Origin of the sequence: Leisingera sp. M658 (genome assembly GCF_025144145.1) — a bacterium.
In the GTDB taxonomy this organism is placed as follows: domain Bacteria; phylum Pseudomonadota; class Alphaproteobacteria; order Rhodobacterales; family Rhodobacteraceae; genus Leisingera.
Map to the genome: position 1 here is coordinate 3902400 of NZ_CP083546.1, position 17031 is coordinate 3919430.

A 17031-nucleotide genomic window follows, 5' to 3' on the forward strand; every position below is an offset into this window, starting at 1 on the left:
CGGAAACACCCCTCAAGGGCAGGCCTGCCCTTAGGGGCTTCCTAGCGGAACCTCTGCGCCGCGCCAGCGGCGCCACGCCCAACGGCTGCTGCAGCATCGCAGATGCAGCTTGCAGCGGGCGGGAGTTTTCCCTTGCCCGGCCTCAGCCGTCGGCCGGTTTTTTGACCAGTTTTGCCACCAGCCGCCGCACCAGCGGTGCGGCCGTGAAGGCGACGGCAAACGCAATCGGCCAGCTGACCGACCAGGCCTGCATCCAGGCCTGCATAAACCCCGCACCAATCCCCAGAGCTTTCCAGGTCGCCACACCGGTCACAATGAAGGACATCAGCCCCGACAGGATCAGGCTGAACAGCAGAGGGGCAAAACGGGCGGGCAGCATCGGCGGGGTCCTTCCTGTGATCCTGCCGCCCTTATGCAGGCCGCCGCATCATATTTCAATTCACGAATGTAACAGCCCGCCTGCGGCGGCTTAACGCATCCAGCCAAGGCTGTCTTCGGTGCGCCGGGTCGAGGGCGTGTATTCGGCACTGACCCAGCCGTCATAACCGCTGGCGTCGATGGCGGCAAACAGCGCCGGGAAATCGACCGGACCGGTGCCTGGCTCGCAGCGTCCGGGTGCTGCACCGATCTGCACATGCACGGCGCGGGAGCCGAACATCTCCCAGACCTTGGCCGCATCGCCGTGGATCAGCTGGGCATGGTAGGCATCATACTGCAAACCGACATTGGGGCGGTCCACCGCCTCCAGCACCTCCATCGCCAGGTTGTAGTCGTCCAGGAAGTAACCGGGCTGGTCGCCGCTGTTCAAAGGTTCGATTGTGAACTGCTGCTCCGGCGCGCGGCCGGCGGCCCATTGCAGGTTCTCAACAAAGGTCCGCTGCGCCTCTGCACCCTTGGTATAGCCCGCCATCACATGGATCTTGCCAGCCTTCAGTACCTCGGCGTAGCGCAGCACCCTGCGGATGTCGCGCTGGAACCGGTCGACGCCCTCTGGGATGGCCGCATATCCGGGCGTGCCGCCGGTGTAATTCGGCGGCGGCGCGTTGATCAGCAGCAGCTCCAGCCCGTTGGCCAGCAGGGCGCGCTGGGTTTCCTTGGCGGCAAGCTCATAGGGGTAAAGGATTTCCACCGCTTCGAACCCCGCCGCCGCTGCGGCCTGGAACCGGTCGGGATAGGGCAGCTCGGCAAACAGCATCGAGATGTTGGCTGCGAATCTGGGCATCGGGTTTCTCCTGGCTTCACGGTGGTTTATCCCGCGCAAATCCATGAGGCCAAGAGATAGAAAACGACGCATTGTCGCTTTCCCGCAATAGCTGAGGCCGCGATTCGGCTGCAGCTTCAGGAAACCGGCATGTTTCCGCCGGAAATCCGAAGGATAGCACCCATGACGATGCGCCGCGAGCGCCTTACCGCAGGTCTTTCTGCGCCGCTGCCGGCAACTGGGTTTGGCGGCAATGCCCTGGCAGCAGCCGCGATGATCACCTAGTCAGCAGGCCTTCCAGCGGCTGAAATACTGCTGCTGATTTTCGGCCTGGTGCCGGTGATGTTGAGCCAGCTGTTGCGGCTGTCCTCGGTTGACCGGCTGGGGGTAATTGCCGCCCAGATCAAGCGGCCCAAGCCGGCAGAGCCGGTGGGCGGCAGCCGGGTTTAGCTCTACCGCGATTATCTACGTTGGCCTATCGCGTCAGTGGCGGGTGCGTACTGCCTCCACCCGGACGAACGCTCACCGCATTAATCGGATACGCACCTTTTGGTTGCAGGTTTAGTCCGCTTCCAGCTCCACCGAAGGGATCAGCGGGAAAAACTCCCCGCCGGACCAGACCCCGAACCAGCCGTCGTGGTGCTCGCCCAGCTCCGCCAGCCGGTAGAAGCTTTTGCGGTCGATCAGCGCCTCCAGCCCGGCCCGCATCATAACGTACGGAGACGGCTCGCCGGTTTCGCCATCGCGTTCGGCCCGGACCGGATTCTCCGCCCCCGCCGCGGCAGTGTCGCCGATATTGGTGGTGAAGGTGATCAGCTGATCACGCCCCGCGCCTTCAACATCGAAATCCACCGCCACGAATGGTGCGTCCTCGACGGTGATTCCAACCTTTTCCACCGGGGTCACAAGGTAGTATTTGCCATCCTCCAGTTTGAGGATAGAGGCGAACAGCTTGACCAGTTCGAACCGGGTGAACGGCGTGCCGAGGTAATGCCAGCTGCCGTCACGGGCAATGCGGATGTCCAGATCCCCGCTGAACGGCGGGTTCCACAGGTGGACCGGCGGCAGCCCCCCGCGCTTCCTGGCTTCCTTGCCGGCCGCTTTGGCCGCCGCGGCAAGGCCTTCGGCATCGGGTGTCACAGCTTTTTGTCCGCTCATTGCTTTTGCCATTTCCAGTCAGCACGATAGAGTAACAGCATATATCCGGGAAACGAGGAATGTCATGCCTGAAACGGACGATCTGCTGGCCGGCATCGAGGCGCTGGAAGCCAAGCTGCAACAGGCGCGCGCGTCAATCACCAAGCGCTTTATCGGGCAGGAACGGGTGGTGGACCTGACGCTGTCGGTGCTCTTGTGCGGCGGCCACGGGCTGCTGATCGGCCTGCCCGGCCTTGGAAAAACCCGGCTGGTGGAGACGCTCAGCACGGTGATGGGGCTGGATGGCAGCCGGATCCAGTTCACCCCGGACCTGATGCCGGCGGATATTCTTGGCTCCGAGGTGCTGGACACGGCAGAGGACGGCCACCGCTCGTTCCGGTTTGTGCCGGGGCCGGTGTTCTGCCAGCTCTTGATGGCGGATGAGATCAACCGCGCCAGCCCGCGCACCCAGTCGGCGCTGCTGCAGGCGATGCAGGAGCGGATGGTGACGGTGGCGGGCGAGGACCGGCCCTTGGGCGCGCCGTTCCATGTGCTGGCGACCCAGAACCCGATTGAGCAGGAGGGCACCTATCCGCTGCCCGAGGCGCAGCTGGACCGGTTCCTGTTGCAGATCGACGTGAATTACCCGGACCGTGCGACCGAGCGGGATATTCTGCTGGCCACCACCGGCGCCGATGAGGCCGAGGCTTATCAGGTGTTTACGGCAGCGGAGCTGATCGGCGCGCAGACCCTGTTGCGGCGGATGCCGGTGGGGGAATCGGTGGTCGAGATGATCCTGGATCTGGTGCGCGCCTTCCGCCCCGAAGAACCCGGCGTGTCCGACCATGTGGCGCAGACCGTGGCCTGGGGGCCGGGTCCGCGGGCGGCGCAGGCGCTGATGCTGGCGGTCCGGGCACGGGCGCTGCTGCAGGGGCGGCTGGCGCCCAATACCGAGGACGTGCTGGACATGGCGCAGCCGGTGCTGAGCCACCGGATGCAGTTGAACTTTGCGGCGCGGGCGCGCGGTGACAGCCTGGCGGCCCTGATTGCCGAAACCGCCGCTGATCTGGCCCGCACCGGTGCCGCCGCGTGACCAGAGAAACCGCCTCCGTTCCGGCCTCTGGGGCAGCAGCAGGGCTGCGGCACCGGGCCGAGGCCGCGGCCAGCGCCCTGCCGCCCTTGCTGGTGCAGGCGCGGCATTTGGCCGGGTCTGTCCTGATGGGGGAGCATGGCCGCCGCCGCGCGGGCACGGGGGATGATTTCTGGCAGTACCGGCCTGCGCAAGCGGGCGACAGCCGCCGGATGATCGACCACCGGCGTTCGGCCCGCGGCGACATCCAGTTTGTGCGCGAGCGGGAGTGGCAGATTTCCCAGACGGTGCATCTGTGGGTGGATACCGGCGCCTCAATGCGCTTTGCCTCCACGCCAAAGCTGCCGCAGAAGGCAGACCGCGCCAGGTTGCTGGCGCTGGCGGCCTCGGTGCTGATGGTGCAGGGCGGCGAGCGGGTTGGCCTGACCGGCGGCACCCTGCCGCCCCGGCGCGGCAATGTGCAGATCTTGCGGCTGGCCGAGGCGCTCTCGGACGACGCGGAACAGGATTACGCGCCGCCGAACGACCGCGCCCTGATCCCGCATGCCCGCGCATTGTTCATTTCGGATTTCCTGGGGCCGTCCGAACCGATGGAGCAGGCGCTGTCCAAGGCTGCGGCACGCGGCGTGCGCGGGGTGCTGTTGCAGGTTCTGGACCCGGCAGAGGAGGCCTTTCCGTTCTCCGGGCGCACGGTGTTTGAAAGCATCAAAGGCGGTGTCACACATGAAACATTGAAGGCCTCGGCGCTGCAGGAGCGCTATCTGGACCGGCTGGCCGAGCGCCGCAGCGTGCTGGAGCGCCTGTGCCGCGAGGCCGGCTGGCGGTTCGGCCAGCATCACACCGGCGATACGGCGCAAAATGCGCTGATGTGGCTTTACCACGCATTGGAGCGGACCGCGCCATGACCATGATTGCAGGCATCGGTTTTACCGCGCCCTGGCTTTTGCTGGGGCTCTTGGCTTTGCCGGTGCTGTGGCTGCTGTTGCGTGCGATACCGCCCGCCCCCAAGCGCCAGCCGTTTCCGGCGGTGACGCTGCTGCTGGGCCTCAAGGACGACGAGAGCCTGTCGGACCGCACCCCTTGGTGGCTCTTGCTGCTGCGGACACTGGCGGTGGCGGCGGCGATCATCGGGCTGGCGGGACCGGTTCTCAATCCCGCAACCGAAGAGGCAGGCGGCCGCGGGCCGCTGCTGATCGTGATGGATGCCAGCTGGGGCGGAGCTGCGGGCTGGAAACAGACCAGCGCCCAGGCCGCGGCGCAGCTGGAGGAGGCGGGCCGCGCCGGACGCCCGGTGGCCGTCCTGCGGCTGAGCGCGCCGGAACCCTTGCAGTTCCGCGCTGCCAGCGACTGGCAGCGGCAATTGGCCGGGCTGGCGCCGCTGCCCTGGCAGCCGGGGCCGGATCAGCTGCAGCAGGCCGTGGCCGCGATTGCCGCGGCAGAGGGCGGATTTGACACCGTCTGGTTCAGCGACGGGCTGGCGTATCCGGACCGCGGCAGAGTGATCGAAGCCCTGAGCCGCCGTGGTGATATCGAAGTTTTTGAGCAGCCGCTGCCGGTGCTGGGGCTGCAGCCCGCCAGCTATTCCGGCGGGGCGATCGAACTGACGGTGCAGCGCAGCCGCGCCGGGCCTGCACAGGAGGTTTCGGTGGTCGCGCAGGGCAAAGACCCCGGCGGCACCGCGCGCAGCCTGGCGGTGCTGCCGCTGCGGTTTGCGGATGGCGCCCGCAGCGCCACGGCTGAGCTGTCGCTGCCGGCCGAGCTGCGCGCGCGGCTGTCGCGGTTCGAAATCCGCGATGTGAAATCCGCAGGCGCAGTGGCGCTGACCGATGACAGCCTGCGGCGGCGCGAGGTGGCGCTGGTCTCCTCTGAAAGCGCCGATGAGGCGTTGGCGCTGCTGTCGCCGCTGCATTACCTGCGCCAGGCGCTGGCGCCTTCTGCCGAACTGCTGGAAGGCGCGCTGGCGGATCTGCTGCCTGCCAACCCGGATGTGATCGTGCTGGCGGATGTGGCGCGGCTGGCGCCCGCACAGGAAGAGGCGGTGATCACATGGGTGGAAAACGGCGGCCTCCTGTTGCGCTTTGCCGGGCCAAGGCTGGCCGCCAGCGACACCGCGCGCAGCGGCGAGGAACCCCTGATGCCGGTGCGGTTGCGCATTGGCGGCCGCAGCATTGGCGGCGCGATGAGCTGGGGCGAGCCCAAGACACTGGCACCCTTTGCCGAGGCCTCGCCCTTCTACGGGCTGGAGGTGCCGGGCGAGGTCTCGATCAGCTCGCAGGTGGTGGCACAGCCCGATCCGCAGCTGGCGGACCGGGTGATTGCCGAACTGGGCGACGGCACGCCGCTGGTCACCCGCAAGACGCTGGGCCAGGGTCAGGTGGTGCTGTTTCACGTGACTGCCAATGCAGAGTGGAGCAGCCTGCCGCTGTCCGGCCTGTTTGTTTCGATGCTGGAGCGGCTGGCGGTGTCTTCCTCTGCCGCCGCACCTACGGCTGCGGACCTGGAGGGCACCACCTGGACCCCGGTTGAAGTGCTGGACGGCTTTGGCCGGCTGGCGGCGGCGGAAACGCTGCCCGGCGTCAAAGGCCCGGATCTGGTGGCCGCACCCGCCGGGCCGGAGCTGCGCCCCGGCGTCTATGATGGCGGGCGCCGGATGCTGGCCCGCAATGTGCTGCGCCCAGAGGATGAGCTGCAGGCCGCGCGCTGGCCTGCCTCGGTTGCGGTCAGCAGCTATGACGCGCCGCAGGAGCTGCCGCTGGGCGGCGCGCTGCTGACGCTGGCGCTGGGGCTCTTGGCACTGGATGTGCTGGGTACGCTGGCACTCTCCGGCCTGCTGGGCGGTGCCCGGACTGCAGCTCTGGCAGCTGCGCTGGGGCTGGCGGCATGGGCCGCGCCGCAGGAGCTGCAGGCGCAGAACGTAGCGGCGCCTGAAGATTTCAGAGCGGCGGAGCTGGCCTCGGAACTAGTGCTGGCGCATGTGCTGACCGGCGACCGGGAGGTGGACCGCATCGCAGCGGCCGGCCTGCGCGGATTGTCCGAGACGCTGTTCTTCCGCACCTCGGTTGAGCCTGCCGCCCCGGCGGGTGTCGATCTGGAGCGCGATGAGCTGGCGTTTTATCCGCTTCTGTACTGGCCGGTCACGCGGGATCAACCGCTGCCCTCGTCCCAGGCTTACGGCAAGCTGAACGCATACTTGCGGGCGGGCGGCATGATCCTGTTCGACACCCGGGATGCGGATCTGGCGGTCTCTGGCGCCACCAGCCCGGCGGCGCGGCGGCTCCAGCAGATTGCGCTGCCGCTGGACGTGCCGCCGCTGGAAGTGCTGCCGGAGGACCATGTGCTGACCCGTGCCTTTTACCTGCTGCAGGCCTTTCCCGGCCGCCACAGCCGCGGCCCGGTCTGGGTCGAGGCCGCACCGCCGGATGCCGAACAGGCCGAGGGCATTCCGTTCCGCAACCTCAACGACGGGGTGACGCCGGTGGTGATCGGCGGCAACGACTGGGCGGCGGCCTGGGCGGTGGACGGCAACGGGCGGCCCTTGCTGCCGGTCGGACGCGGCTATGCCGGCGAGCGGCAGCGCGAACTGGCGTTCCGGTTCGGCGTCAACCTGGTGATGCATGTGCTGACCGGCAATTACAAATCCGACCAGGTGCACGTGCCCGCACTGCTGGACCGGCTGGGGCAATAGGGGAACCCGATGACACAGACGATCCTGTTTGACCCGCTGGTGCCATGGCCGGTGATCTGGGCTGCGGGTGCCATAACCCTGGCGGCGCTGGTGCTGGGCCTGTGGAGGGGCCTGTCAGGCTGGGCGCTGCGGGCGCTGGCGGCGCTTGTACTGCTGGCCGCGCTGGCAGGCCCGGTGCATCAGAGCGAGGATCGCGCCCCTTTAAGCGACATCGTGATTGTGGCCGAGGATCAGACTGCCAGCCAGCAGCTGCGCAGCCGCCCGGAACAGATGGCGCGGGCACGGACCCAGCTGAAGGCAGCATTGGCGGCCCGGGCAGGCACTGAGGTGCGCTGGGTCACCGTTCCGGACAGTGAAGGCGACGCGGGCACACGGCTGATGGCGGCAGTGGCCGGGGCACTGGCGGATGAGCCACGGGCGCGGGTGGCCGGCATCATTGCCCTGTCCGACGGGCAGGTGCATGACGCGGATCAGGTGCTGAACCTGCCTGCGCCGATGCATTTGCTGCTGACGGGCCGAAAAGACGATTGGGACCGCCGCCTGATCGTGAAAAACGCCCCCGGCTTTGCGATCATCGGCGAGCCGGTGAAGCTGACGCTGCGGATCGAGGATCAGGGTGCGGTGCCGGTTCAGGGTGGCTTTGCGGATCTGAACATTTCAGTCGGCGGCGACGCGCCGCAGCGTTTCACCCTGCCAATCGGCGTCGATTTCGAGCTGCCGATGGTGCTGCAGCACGGCGGGCGCAATGTAATCAGGTTCAGCGTGCCGGAAGAGCCGGGCGAGCTGACGGCGCGCAACAACCAGGCCTTGGTGCAGATCAACGGGGTGCGCGACCGGCTGCGGGTGCTGCTGGTCTCGGGCGAACCGCACGCGGGCGGGCGCACCTGGCGCAACCTGTTGAAATCCGACAGCGCCGTGGATCTGGTGCATTTCACCATCCTGCGCCCGCCGGAAAAACAGGATGGCGTGCCGGTGGAGGAGCTGTCGCTAATCGCCTTCCCGACGCGCGAGCTGTTCCTGGAGAAAATCGACGATTTCGACCTGATCATCTTTGACCGCTATAAGCGGCGCGGCATTCTGCCAGCGGTCTATCTGGACAATGTGGCCAATTACGCGATGGGCGGCGGCGCGGTGCTGGTGGCCGCCGGCCCCGATTTTGCCAGCGCCGACAGCATCTACCGCTCGCCGCTGTCGCTGATCCTTCCCGCCGAACCCTCGGCGCGGGTGCTGGAAGAGGCCTACCGCCCGGAAGTGACGGATCTGGGCAAGCAGCATCCGGTGACCTCGGGACTGGAGGGGGCTGCGGACTGGGGCCGCTGGCTGCGCCAGGTTGAGCTGCGCCGCCCCGAGGGCCATGTACTGATGAACGGCGCGGGCGAACGCCCCCTTCTGGTGCTGAACCGGGTGGGCGAGGGGCGGGTGGCGCTGCTGGCCTCGGACCATGCCTGGCTGTGGAGCCGCGGCTATGAAGGCGGCGGGCCGCAGCTGGAACTGCTGCGCCGTCTCGCCCATTGGATGATGAAAGAACCGGAACTGGAGGAAGAAGCACTGTGGGCTGAGGCCTCGGGCCAGCGGATGCGTATCCTGCGCCGCACGCTTGCCGGTCAGGCAGGGCCGGTGACGGTGACCAACCCGGATGGCTCCACCGTGGAGCTGGCGCTGCGCCAGACTGCGCCGGGACAGTGGGAGGCCCGTTATGAAGGCCCGGAAGCGGGGCTGTACCGGCTGGAAGAAGGCGGCGAGACGGCAGTGGCCGGGCTGGGGCCCGCGGCACCGAAAGAATTCGAGGAAACCATTGCCACCGACGAAGTTCTGGCGCCGGTTCTGGAACCTTTGCGCGGCGGTGTGCTGCGGCTGGAGGAGGGTATGCCGTCCTTACGCAACGTGCGGGCCGGGCGCCCGGCGGCGGGACGCGGCTGGATCGGACTTACGCCGCGCGCGGCTTATGAGACTCTCTCGGTCAGCCAAGGACCGCTGCTGCCCGGCTGGCTGGCGCTGGTTATGGCGTCTTTCTTTATCGTCGCGGGCTGGCTGCGGGAAGGGCGGCGGTAGGCGGTTTCAACCGGTTTCACAACGGGCGGGGTCCTCCCGCCCACCGCAGGTTTCCTGCCGGACCCCCGCGAAAGTTGGGCCATGCGCCGCGCCAAAGGCGCGGCGCGGGTCGCTTCGGGCGCAGCCCGAAGCGAAACACCTCTGCCCGGCAGTGCCCCGCGTCGATTGACGCCACCCGCATTAGTCAATCCGCAGGTCAACCCGGTCAGACCGGCCTGCACCATCGACAATCACCAGCGAAGAAAAACCAGGGCCGGGGCTGGGCAGGGAGAACTCGCGCCGACGCTGTCCCGTCAGCACCGGCAGGCCGTTTGCCATCACCAGAAACGGCGCGGTGCCGCCGCGGAGTTTCAGTGTCAGGTCCGCACCTTCCAGCATCAGCCGGGCGCCTTCGGGCGGGAAGATCAGTTCCGGCGCATCTTCGGGTTCCGAGAAGGCGGCATCGCGGGGGCGGAAGCGCTGCAGGGGCGGCGGCAATTCGGCCGAGCTGACGATCAGCGTGGCGGGTGGCGGCGGCGGCAGCGGGTCGAGGGCGGGTTTCAGGCGGCCAAATGCTTCAAACAGCACCGGCGCTGCAAGGTCACCGCCAAAGATACCGGGGACAGGCGTGCCGTCGGCACGGCCCATCCAGACGCCGATCACGTGGTGCCCGTCCCAGCCGATCGCCCAGGCATCGCGGTGGCCATAAGAGGTGCCGGTCTTATAGGCGATGGTGCCGCGGCGCACACCTGCAGGCACCGGCAGCCCGCGCAGGATGTCTGCGACTTGCCAGGCAGCCTCGGGCGAGGTCAGGTGGCCTGCGGGTGTGCGCGTTTCGCCCTGCAGCATGCGCAAGGCCGGTCCCTGCCCGCCTGATGCCAGCCCGGCGTAAAGCTGTACCATGTCTTGCAGGCTGATGCCCAGCCCGCCCAGCGACAGCGCCAGGCCGGGGGCGCCGCCGGGCAGCTCCGGCTTGGCGCCGCCAGCGCGCAAGGATGCCAGCACGCGCGCCGGTCCCAGCTCCTGCGTCAGCTTCACCACTGGGATGTTGAGCGATAGCTGCAGCGCTTTACGCACCCTTATGTCGCCGCGGAACTCACCATCGAAATTCTGCGGCGCGTAGCCTGCGAAGTTGACGGGACCGTCGTGGATCAGGGTTTCCGGATGCGCCAGCCCCTGATCGAAGGCGAGGCCGTAAATCAGCGGCTTCAGGGTCGAACCGGGGGAGCGGATCGCCTGTGTCATGTCGACAAAGCCGCGCCTTTGCGCATCGGAATAGCCGGGAGAACCAACCAGCGCCAGCACTTCGCCGGTCTGGTGGTCCGCGGCGATCAGCGCAGCGGAGAGACTCGGGGTGGTGCTGCGGGCGGCCTCTGCCAGCAACTGCTGCATCCGGGATTGCACCGCGCTGTCGATGGTCAGCCTGATCTGCCGCTTACCAGGGTGCTGTGCCTTAACCCGGTCCGCCAAATGCGGTGCCAGCCGCGGGAAGGCCGCCATTTGGTGCGGCAGCGGAGTGCGGCGGGCGGCCTCGGCCTGTTCTTCGCTCAGGAGGCCCTGGCGCTGCATCCGGGCGAGCACCCGGTCGCGGGCCTCGCTGGCGGCCTCTGGGAAACGGTCCGGGCGGCGGCGTTCGGGGGATTGCGGCAGGGCGACCAGCAGCGCCGCTTCTGCCGGGGTGAGGCGCTTGGGTTCTTTACCGAACCAGCTGTAGGCTGCCGCGCGGATACCCTCTGCCGCGCCGCCATAGGGAGCGTGGGTCAGGTAGAGGGTGAGGATCCCGTCCTTGCTGAGGCGGCGTTCCAGCGCCAGCGCCACCCGCATCTGGCGCAGCTTGCCGGCCCAGCGGCCGGTGGTGCCGTCCTCCAGCAGGCGCGCCACCTGCATGGTCAGGGTAGAGCCGCCGGAGACCGCGCGGCCATTCCAAAGCGCCTGACCTGCTGCGCGCAGCAAGGCAATAGGGTCGACACCGGCGTGGGAGCGGAAGCGCTTGTCCTCGTAGCGCAGCAGCATGCCGAGGAAGCGCGGGTCGACGTCCGCGGGCTGGACAGCGAGACGCCAGAGGCCTGTGCCGACTGGGTAGGCGCGCAAAAGCTTGCCGTTTCGGCCGAGCACCTCGGTGGAGGTTTCGGCGAGAGTGAGGGGGAGGTTTGTGTTGTCAATCCAAGCGTCGAAGCTGCGCCACGCCGTGAAGGCAGCCACAAGCAGGACCGCTAAAGTAGCGGTGTACAATTTCCATCTTTTGCCTGGCCGAAGGCCGGGCAGCGCCCGTCCCGCCCCGTGGGGGGCGGGACGGGCGCTGCCCTCAGTTCTTTTCCACCAGCGCTTCACCTGACTTCCACACGGCCTGCCGCCGTGCGGGCGCGATAAGCGGGGCGGTACATGTCCTCGACCGAGGCTGCCGGGTGATGGAACACGCCGGGCGTCACCGCGCGGGCGATATAGGCCAGTGTCACCGGCGCGGCATCGCGCATATTCACAGCCGCCAGAAAGCGGTCGCTGCGGAATTCGGTGTGTTCGGCCCCGGCCGGGTTCAGCCAGTCCAGATCGCGCAGGTCGCCAGAGCGCAAGAGGTTCGGATTGTCGATCTCGAACCCGGCAGGCAATGGATCGTTGATCATCAGCCTCGCACCGGTCTTCTCATGCGGTTTCACCCGCAGGACGGTGAGAAAACGCGCGCCTGTAGTGACAGACTGCACGTCCAGCGGCTGGCCCTCTAGCGTGTAGTAGCTGCGTTCGATGGTGTAGCCGAAGCCGCCCGCGGCCGGCGGGACCTGTGGCACGCCAAGCGTGGTGAGGGTGATCTCCGCAGTCCGCCCGCTGGCGGCAGTCAGCGCCAGCTCCGGCGTGTTTTGCCCGTCTGCAGCCTGCACAAATGGCCCCTGAACGGGCTGACCGTTGACCAGCAGGCCGGAATCCTCGGGGGTCCGGGTCAGCGCGTGGGCGGCCATCAGGGTCCAGGCAGACTCTTGCGTGGAGCGATGGCCGCTGGCGTTGGCAAGCCGTGACGACAGGCTGACGCGGTCCACAGCCTCGGACCCGGCCTCGGCGGCAAGGGCCAGAACGCCAGCGGTATCGCGCAAGGCGGAGCCAAAGTCGGCGCGCCAGAGGCGGCTGTCCTTTTGCCCTTCAGACCCGATCATCTGCGCGGCGCGGGTGAACATCCGGTCCGCGCGGCGCTGGTCGCCATAGGCTGCAAGGGCCGCGCCCAATTGGGCGGCAGCAAGCGGGGTGGCAAAGGCCTCACCCTTCACATCGGCGTAATAGCGCAGGTCGCCCATCCGGGCCGCACCCTCGCGCGCCAGAACATGGAGGGCATAGGCAATCTCCTCGCCGCCGGTGTCGAAGTCGGGGGCGTAGTTGATGCGGTTGCGCAGGTTGTCCATCGCCTGAGCGAAGGCCTGTTGCGGCACGGCGTAGCCTTGCGATCGCGCGCGGCTGAGGAAGTCGCTGGCATAGGCGTCCAGCCAGAACTCACCGCTGTCGGCGCGCCAGAGGCCAAAGGCGCCGCTGGAGGCCTGGCGGGTCAGCACCTTGCGGATGGCGGCGTTGATGCGCGCGTCCACCGCCGGGCCATCACCCAGCCCTGCCGCCTGCGCCACGCTGCTGAGGTAGAGGAGCGGCAGTGCCTTGGAGGTCACCTGTTCGGTGCAGCCATAGGGGTACTGGTCCAGCTCTGCCAGCAGGCCCGGCACGTCGAATTTGGCCAACGGGCCAGAGGAGATGGCGGCACGGGCGGTGCCGGGGAGGAGGCCGGTGAAGACGTCCTTGCTGAACAGGAAAGTATCACCGCCTGCGAGCGTGAAGCGGCGGGTTTCAGAGACCACCGGATCATTGGCACGGACCGGCAGACGCAGGTTTTGACGCAGCTCCTGCCCATCCGGGGTGGTGAGGGTAAGGGTGAGTTCGTGGTCGCCAACGGTTTCTGCCGTCACCGGCAATTCCAGCACTGTCTTGCCCTGTTCCGCCAAGGTGACGGAGGCGGGCAGGCTGCCCAGCGTCAGACCGCCTGCGGTGCTGGCGGTCAGCGCCATGTCTCCGGCGGGGCCGTCGGCATGGACGATCTCGATCCTTGCGCGGCTTTCATCGCCGGGCGCCAGAAAGCGCGGCAGCGAGGCGGTGACCACCACCGGGTTGCGCACCAGCATGTCGGCCTCGGCCTGACCGACAGCGCGGCCGGACCAGGCGACGGCCATCAGCCGCACGGTGCCATTGAAGGCGGGCAGGGTCAGTGGAAACTCCGCTGCGCCATTGGCGTCCACTTTCAACGGGCCGGAGAACAGGGCCACCAGGTCCTGCGTGGGCGGCGGCGATTGCATCTTGAGGCCGCTGTCAGAATCACCGCCGGAGCGGATGCGGCCCATGGCGCCGTTGCCGGGGTCGATGAGGCGGCCATAGATGTCGCGCAGCTCCATCCCCAGCCTGCGCTGGCCATAATAATGCGCGCTGGGATCGGGACTGGTGAAGCCGGTGAGGTTGAGGATGCCAAGGTCCACGGCGGCGACGGTGAGCCAGACTTCATCGCCCTCTGCCGCGCCCTCCACGCGGAGTTTCGCCACTTGCGTGCCGCGCGGGCGGGCCACGCCGGGGACGTCAATCGTCACCTCCAGCTGCTGACCGGGCTGGGTGACGCCTGCGTGGGCCAGCCCTAGGGCGCGCAGCGGGGTGCGGCCCCGGTCGCCTGCAACAGGCTGGATTATGGTGGCGGTCACATAGGCGCCGCTGCCCCAGTCCTGTGTCACCTGCAGCGGGATCACGGTTTCGCCGGCGGGGACTTCGACAGCCATGCGGTGGATCAGGTGGTTCGATACCACCGAGACCAGCGCGGTGCCTGCCGCTTGCGGCACGATGCGCAGGCGGGCGGTGTCGCCGGGTGCATAGCTTTTGCGGTCCAGCGACAGCTCCAGCCTGGCGGGCGTCCCGGTGCTGCCTTCGGGGGCATACCAGCCGGCGTAGAAATCATAAGCAGCAGAGGCATAGGCGCCGTCGAGCCGTTCCACCACCAGTTCATAGCGGCCCCAGTCAACGGGCTGCGACAGCGGCAGGGGATCGCTGCCCAGCTGCGCCTCGCCCGTGGCGATGCGGGTGCGGCGCGTTATAGGCTCCCAGTTCCAGTTGCCGTAAAGCTGATACCACTGATAGCGGGTCTCGACCCGGTTCAGGGTCCATTTGACACGCATCGGCTTCGGCGTCAGGTCCGGCGACAGGGCGATGAGTTCAAAGCCTGCCTCGGAGCCTTCTGCCGCAACCTCGTCAAACTGCGGCTTTATGCCGAGGACCGGACCGGCGGGGCGGACAGGGATGTCCACTGAGCGTTCGACCGGGCGGGCGGCGCCATCGGCGACGCGGGTGGTGAGAGTGGCCAGAAGCGGCTTGCCTTCTGCCGGGGCGGCAGCGGGCAGGTTTACAGCGAAGGCCGCGCTGCCATCCGCGCCGGTTTCCTGGCCGCCGAAAAATCCGGTCTGGGCAGAGGAGGCCGTATCATAGCGGCCAAAGCGGAAACCCGGCCATTGATCCAGGGTATTAGCGGCAGTGAGGCGGATGTCTCCTTCCACCATCAACCCGGCACCCGGCGCGCCGAACAGGTAGTCTGCTTGCAGTGCAATCTGCGCTGCACTGCCGGGCTGGAGGGTGTCTGCATTGGTGACCTCTTGCGCAAAGTCGATGCGTTCTGGCAGGAAATCCTCGACCAGGATCTGGCGGCTGGCGAGCGCGGGGGAGTTGAGGTCGCTTTTGATTTCGATCCGCCAGGTGCCGCGCGGGGCGGCGGGGCCGGTGGGCAGGGCAAAGACATGGCCGCCCTGATGGCCTGCGGCGGAGGTCTGGCGGGTGTATTCCACCCCGTCAGGGCGCAGCAGGATTGCGGTGAGCGGCAGGCCCGCGATCGCCTGCGCCCTGTCGTCACGCGCCAATGCGGTCACATGCACGGTTTCGCCCGCACGGTAGGCGCCGCGGGTGGTGGCGAGGAAGACATCCACCGGCCCCGGCGCGGGCCGGCCGGCCACGCCGCGGTCTGACAGATCAAAAGCGGCATCGTTCAGGGGCAGAAAGGTGAAATCGCCCTCCCCCGCCCGGGCAGTGATCAGCGCCGGTGACGCGCCGCCGGTACCGCGCGTCAGGCCAGGCCTAAAACGGACATAGCCGCTGGCGTCGCTTGTTTCAGATGCCAGAACCTCATTGGCGCTGGAGATCAAACTGATCTCGGCACCGGCCTGCGGTTTGGCGTCCGCCAGGCCCTGCACCTGCACATGCAGGCCATCGCTGCCGGACATGGTGCTGAGACCCAGGGTGGTCAGCACAAACCATTGCGTGGCACCGGCGTCGTCATAAGGGTCGGCGCCCGGCACCCGTGCGGTGAGGGCGTACAGACCCGGTGTCTTTTGCCCAGTCAGGGCATCTTCCAGCGGCAGGCGGCTGGTCATCGCCTGATTGAGCGCAGTGTCCACCTCGGCGCTGCCCTGCCAGATCTCTTCGGCGATATCGGAGGCGAAATGCTTGTCCTCCCACTGGGAAAGCGGCTTGGCAAAATACCCCTCCTGCAGGGTGCGCAGCACGTTGCGGCTGCTGACCCGGCGCAGGCGCAGGTCCAGTTCCGTCAGGTTCACGGTTTCCACCGGCAGCGCCGCAGCAGCGCCCGCGGGCAGAACATAGGCGCGGCCCGGGAAGCGGACCTTGGGCGCGCGGTCGCGCACGTAATGGGTCAGCTCCACATCTTTATAGAGCTGCTCGCCGCTGGCCGCCGGCAACCCGCGGCGCAGGGTCAGCTGGTAGCGTTTGCCGTGCTCCACCCCGTCAAAACACAGCTGCCGGCCGGATGCGGTGACTGCCAGACTGCTGCCGGCCAAGCGCACATAGTTTTCGTAATCGGTTCCGGCCTGTTCCAGATCTTCGGAGAATTCAGCGCAGATACGGGGGGCTGCACTTTCGCTTTCGACCGTGGAGCCAGTCACGCGAAAACCGTATTTCCGGATCGCATAGTGGATCATCTCGGCATTCGCCTTAAGCGGGATGATGTTGTCAGCCAGGCGCAGCAGCGGCAGCATCTCGCGGCCGCGGCCAAGTGCCTCCACCGCTTCGGCGGCCTGACGCAGGGCCTGCGCCTGATCTGCCGGTGCCGCTGCCCGTAAGTAGCCATTGAGGGCCGCCAAGTAAGCCTCCTGCCGGAAACGGCGCTGCTGGGAACGGTTGCCGGAGTCTTTGGCAGCCCGCAGCAAATAGGCCGAGAAACGGGTCCAATCCTGAGCAGAGTCAGTCAGCACCACGGCCTGCCCCATCCAGCGCAACGCCGCAAGCGGCTCTGCGGCACGAAACAGCGAACGGGCCGCCGAAACCGCCTTGGCGGCGTCCTCTGTGGTCAGCGGATAGGCCAGGCCCAGCGACTGGGCAAACCCGGCCGCGCGCGGCAACTCCAGGTCCGGGATTGCGTCCAGCCGGCCTGCCCGCATGGCGGCCTCTGCCTGAAGCCCGCCGGTTGCCGGCTGTTTTAGAGCCGAAAAGGCGCCCTCATAGGTACTGGGCTGAGTCAGCGCGGATTTTGGAAAACAGGCATTTGCCTTTTGGTTGAACACAAAACCGGCGCAATCCGTCTGGGCAGAACACGCCCGCGCGCAGGACTCGACATCCGTGTCGAACAGCGGCTGCAGGTCCGAGCCGAAGAAATCGGTGTTGGCAAAAGCCTTGTACCGGAAACCGGGAACCTCCGGCCCGGCCCAGGCAGCGGGCAGAAACGCAATAAAAGCAATAATATACAGTAGAACCGAAGCAAACAGACGCGGCATGGCACCCTCCAATACTTGGCGCAGGCTGGCACGGGCTTAACGTCATAGCAAGATTCACCCGCGTAACACGTAAGGGCAGCCCTGCTGTCTCTGGCGTGCGGAATTGCCG

9 protein-coding genes are annotated in these 17031 nt (G+C 67.4%); 4 read left to right on the plus strand and 5 right to left on the minus strand.

Going from position 1 to position 17031, the window contains the following annotated elements:
• Positions 1-142: 142 nt before the first annotated feature.
• From K3724_RS19080 to K3724_RS19090, 3 genes are all read right to left on the minus strand, one after another.
• Positions 143-379 carry a DUF2798 domain-containing protein gene (locus tag K3724_RS19080; protein WP_259988238.1) on the minus strand — a complete coding sequence of 79 codons (237 nt, stop codon included), beginning with the start codon at positions 377-379 and terminating at the stop codon, positions 143-145.
• A 90-nt stretch (positions 380-469) separates the two neighbouring features.
• Positions 470-1222 carry a hydroxypyruvate isomerase family protein gene (locus K3724_RS19085; RefSeq protein ID WP_259988241.1) on the minus strand — a complete coding sequence of 251 codons (753 nt, stop codon included), beginning with the start codon at positions 1220-1222 and terminating at the stop codon, positions 470-472.
• Positions 1223-1762: 540 nt separating this feature from the next.
• Entirely contained in the window at positions 1763-2359 is a 597-nt protein-coding gene (locus K3724_RS19090; RefSeq protein WP_259988243.1) for a DUF1285 domain-containing protein, read from the minus strand.
• Between the two features lie 64 nt (positions 2360-2423).
• Between K3724_RS19090 and K3724_RS19095 the strand changes: the two genes are divergently transcribed.
• Genes K3724_RS19095 through K3724_RS19110 form a run of 4 tightly spaced genes read left to right on the plus strand, consistent with a single transcriptional unit; the run spans position 2424 to position 9165 of the window.
• Positions 2424-3431: a MoxR family ATPase gene (locus K3724_RS19095; protein ID WP_259988245.1), complete on the plus strand. Its 1008-nt coding sequence runs from the start codon at positions 2424-2426 to the stop codon at positions 3429-3431.
• The gene (locus K3724_RS19100) at positions 3428-4333 is read left to right on the plus strand and encodes a DUF58 domain-containing protein (protein ID WP_259988247.1); all 906 of its coding nucleotides are present in this window, start codon (positions 3428-3430) and stop codon (positions 4331-4333) included. The genes K3724_RS19095 and K3724_RS19100 overlap by 4 nt, the downstream gene beginning before the upstream one ends.
• A complete protein-coding gene (locus K3724_RS19105; RefSeq protein ID WP_259988249.1) occupies positions 4330-7113 on the plus strand; it encodes a DUF4159 domain-containing protein in 2784 nt (927 codons plus the stop codon). Before K3724_RS19100 ends, K3724_RS19105 begins: the two co-directional genes overlap by 4 nt.
• Before the next feature lie 9 nt (positions 7114-7122).
• Entirely contained in the window at positions 7123-9165 is a 2043-nt protein-coding gene (locus K3724_RS19110; protein WP_259988251.1) for a hypothetical protein, read from the plus strand.
• A gap of 180 nt (positions 9166-9345) precedes the next feature.
• Here the strand turns inward: K3724_RS19110 and pbpC are convergent, their stop codons facing one another.
• Both pbpC and K3724_RS19120 read right to left on the minus strand, forming a co-directional pair.
• Positions 9346-11346, minus strand: a complete 2001-nt coding sequence (gene pbpC, locus K3724_RS19115) for a penicillin-binding protein 1C (protein ID WP_409201389.1) — start codon at positions 11344-11346, stop codon at positions 9346-9348.
• A gap of 125 nt (positions 11347-11471) precedes the next feature.
• Positions 11472-16922 (minus strand): alpha-2-macroglobulin family protein, encoded by a 5451-nt coding sequence (locus K3724_RS19120; protein WP_259988255.1) that lies wholly within the window; start codon positions 16920-16922, stop codon positions 11472-11474.
• Between the last annotated feature and the right edge of the window lie 109 nt (positions 16923-17031).

Bases quoted from the DNA above. Each gene is read 5' to 3' on its own strand.
- K3724_RS19080 (WP_259988238.1), bottom strand. From the start codon at position 379: ATGCTGCCCGCCCGTTTTGCCCCTCTGCTGTTCAGCCTGATCCTGTCG.
- K3724_RS19095 (WP_259988245.1), top strand. From the start codon at position 2,424: ATGCCTGAAACGGACGATCTGCTGGCCGGCATCGAGGCGCTGGAAGCC.
- K3724_RS19105 (WP_259988249.1), top strand. From the start codon at position 4,330: ATGACCATGATTGCAGGCATCGGTTTTACCGCGCCCTGGCTTTTGCTG.
- K3724_RS19085 (WP_259988241.1), bottom strand. From the start codon at position 1,222: ATGCCCAGATTCGCAGCCAACATCTCGATGCTGTTTGCCGAGCTGCCC.
- K3724_RS19110 (WP_259988251.1), top strand. From the start codon at position 7,123: ATGACACAGACGATCCTGTTTGACCCGCTGGTGCCATGGCCGGTGATC.
- K3724_RS19120 (WP_259988255.1), bottom strand. From the start codon at position 16,922: ATGCCGCGTCTGTTTGCTTCGGTTCTACTGTATATTATTGCTTTTATT.
- K3724_RS19090 (WP_259988243.1), bottom strand. From the start codon at position 2,359: ATGAGCGGACAAAAAGCTGTGACACCCGATGCCGAAGGCCTTGCCGCG.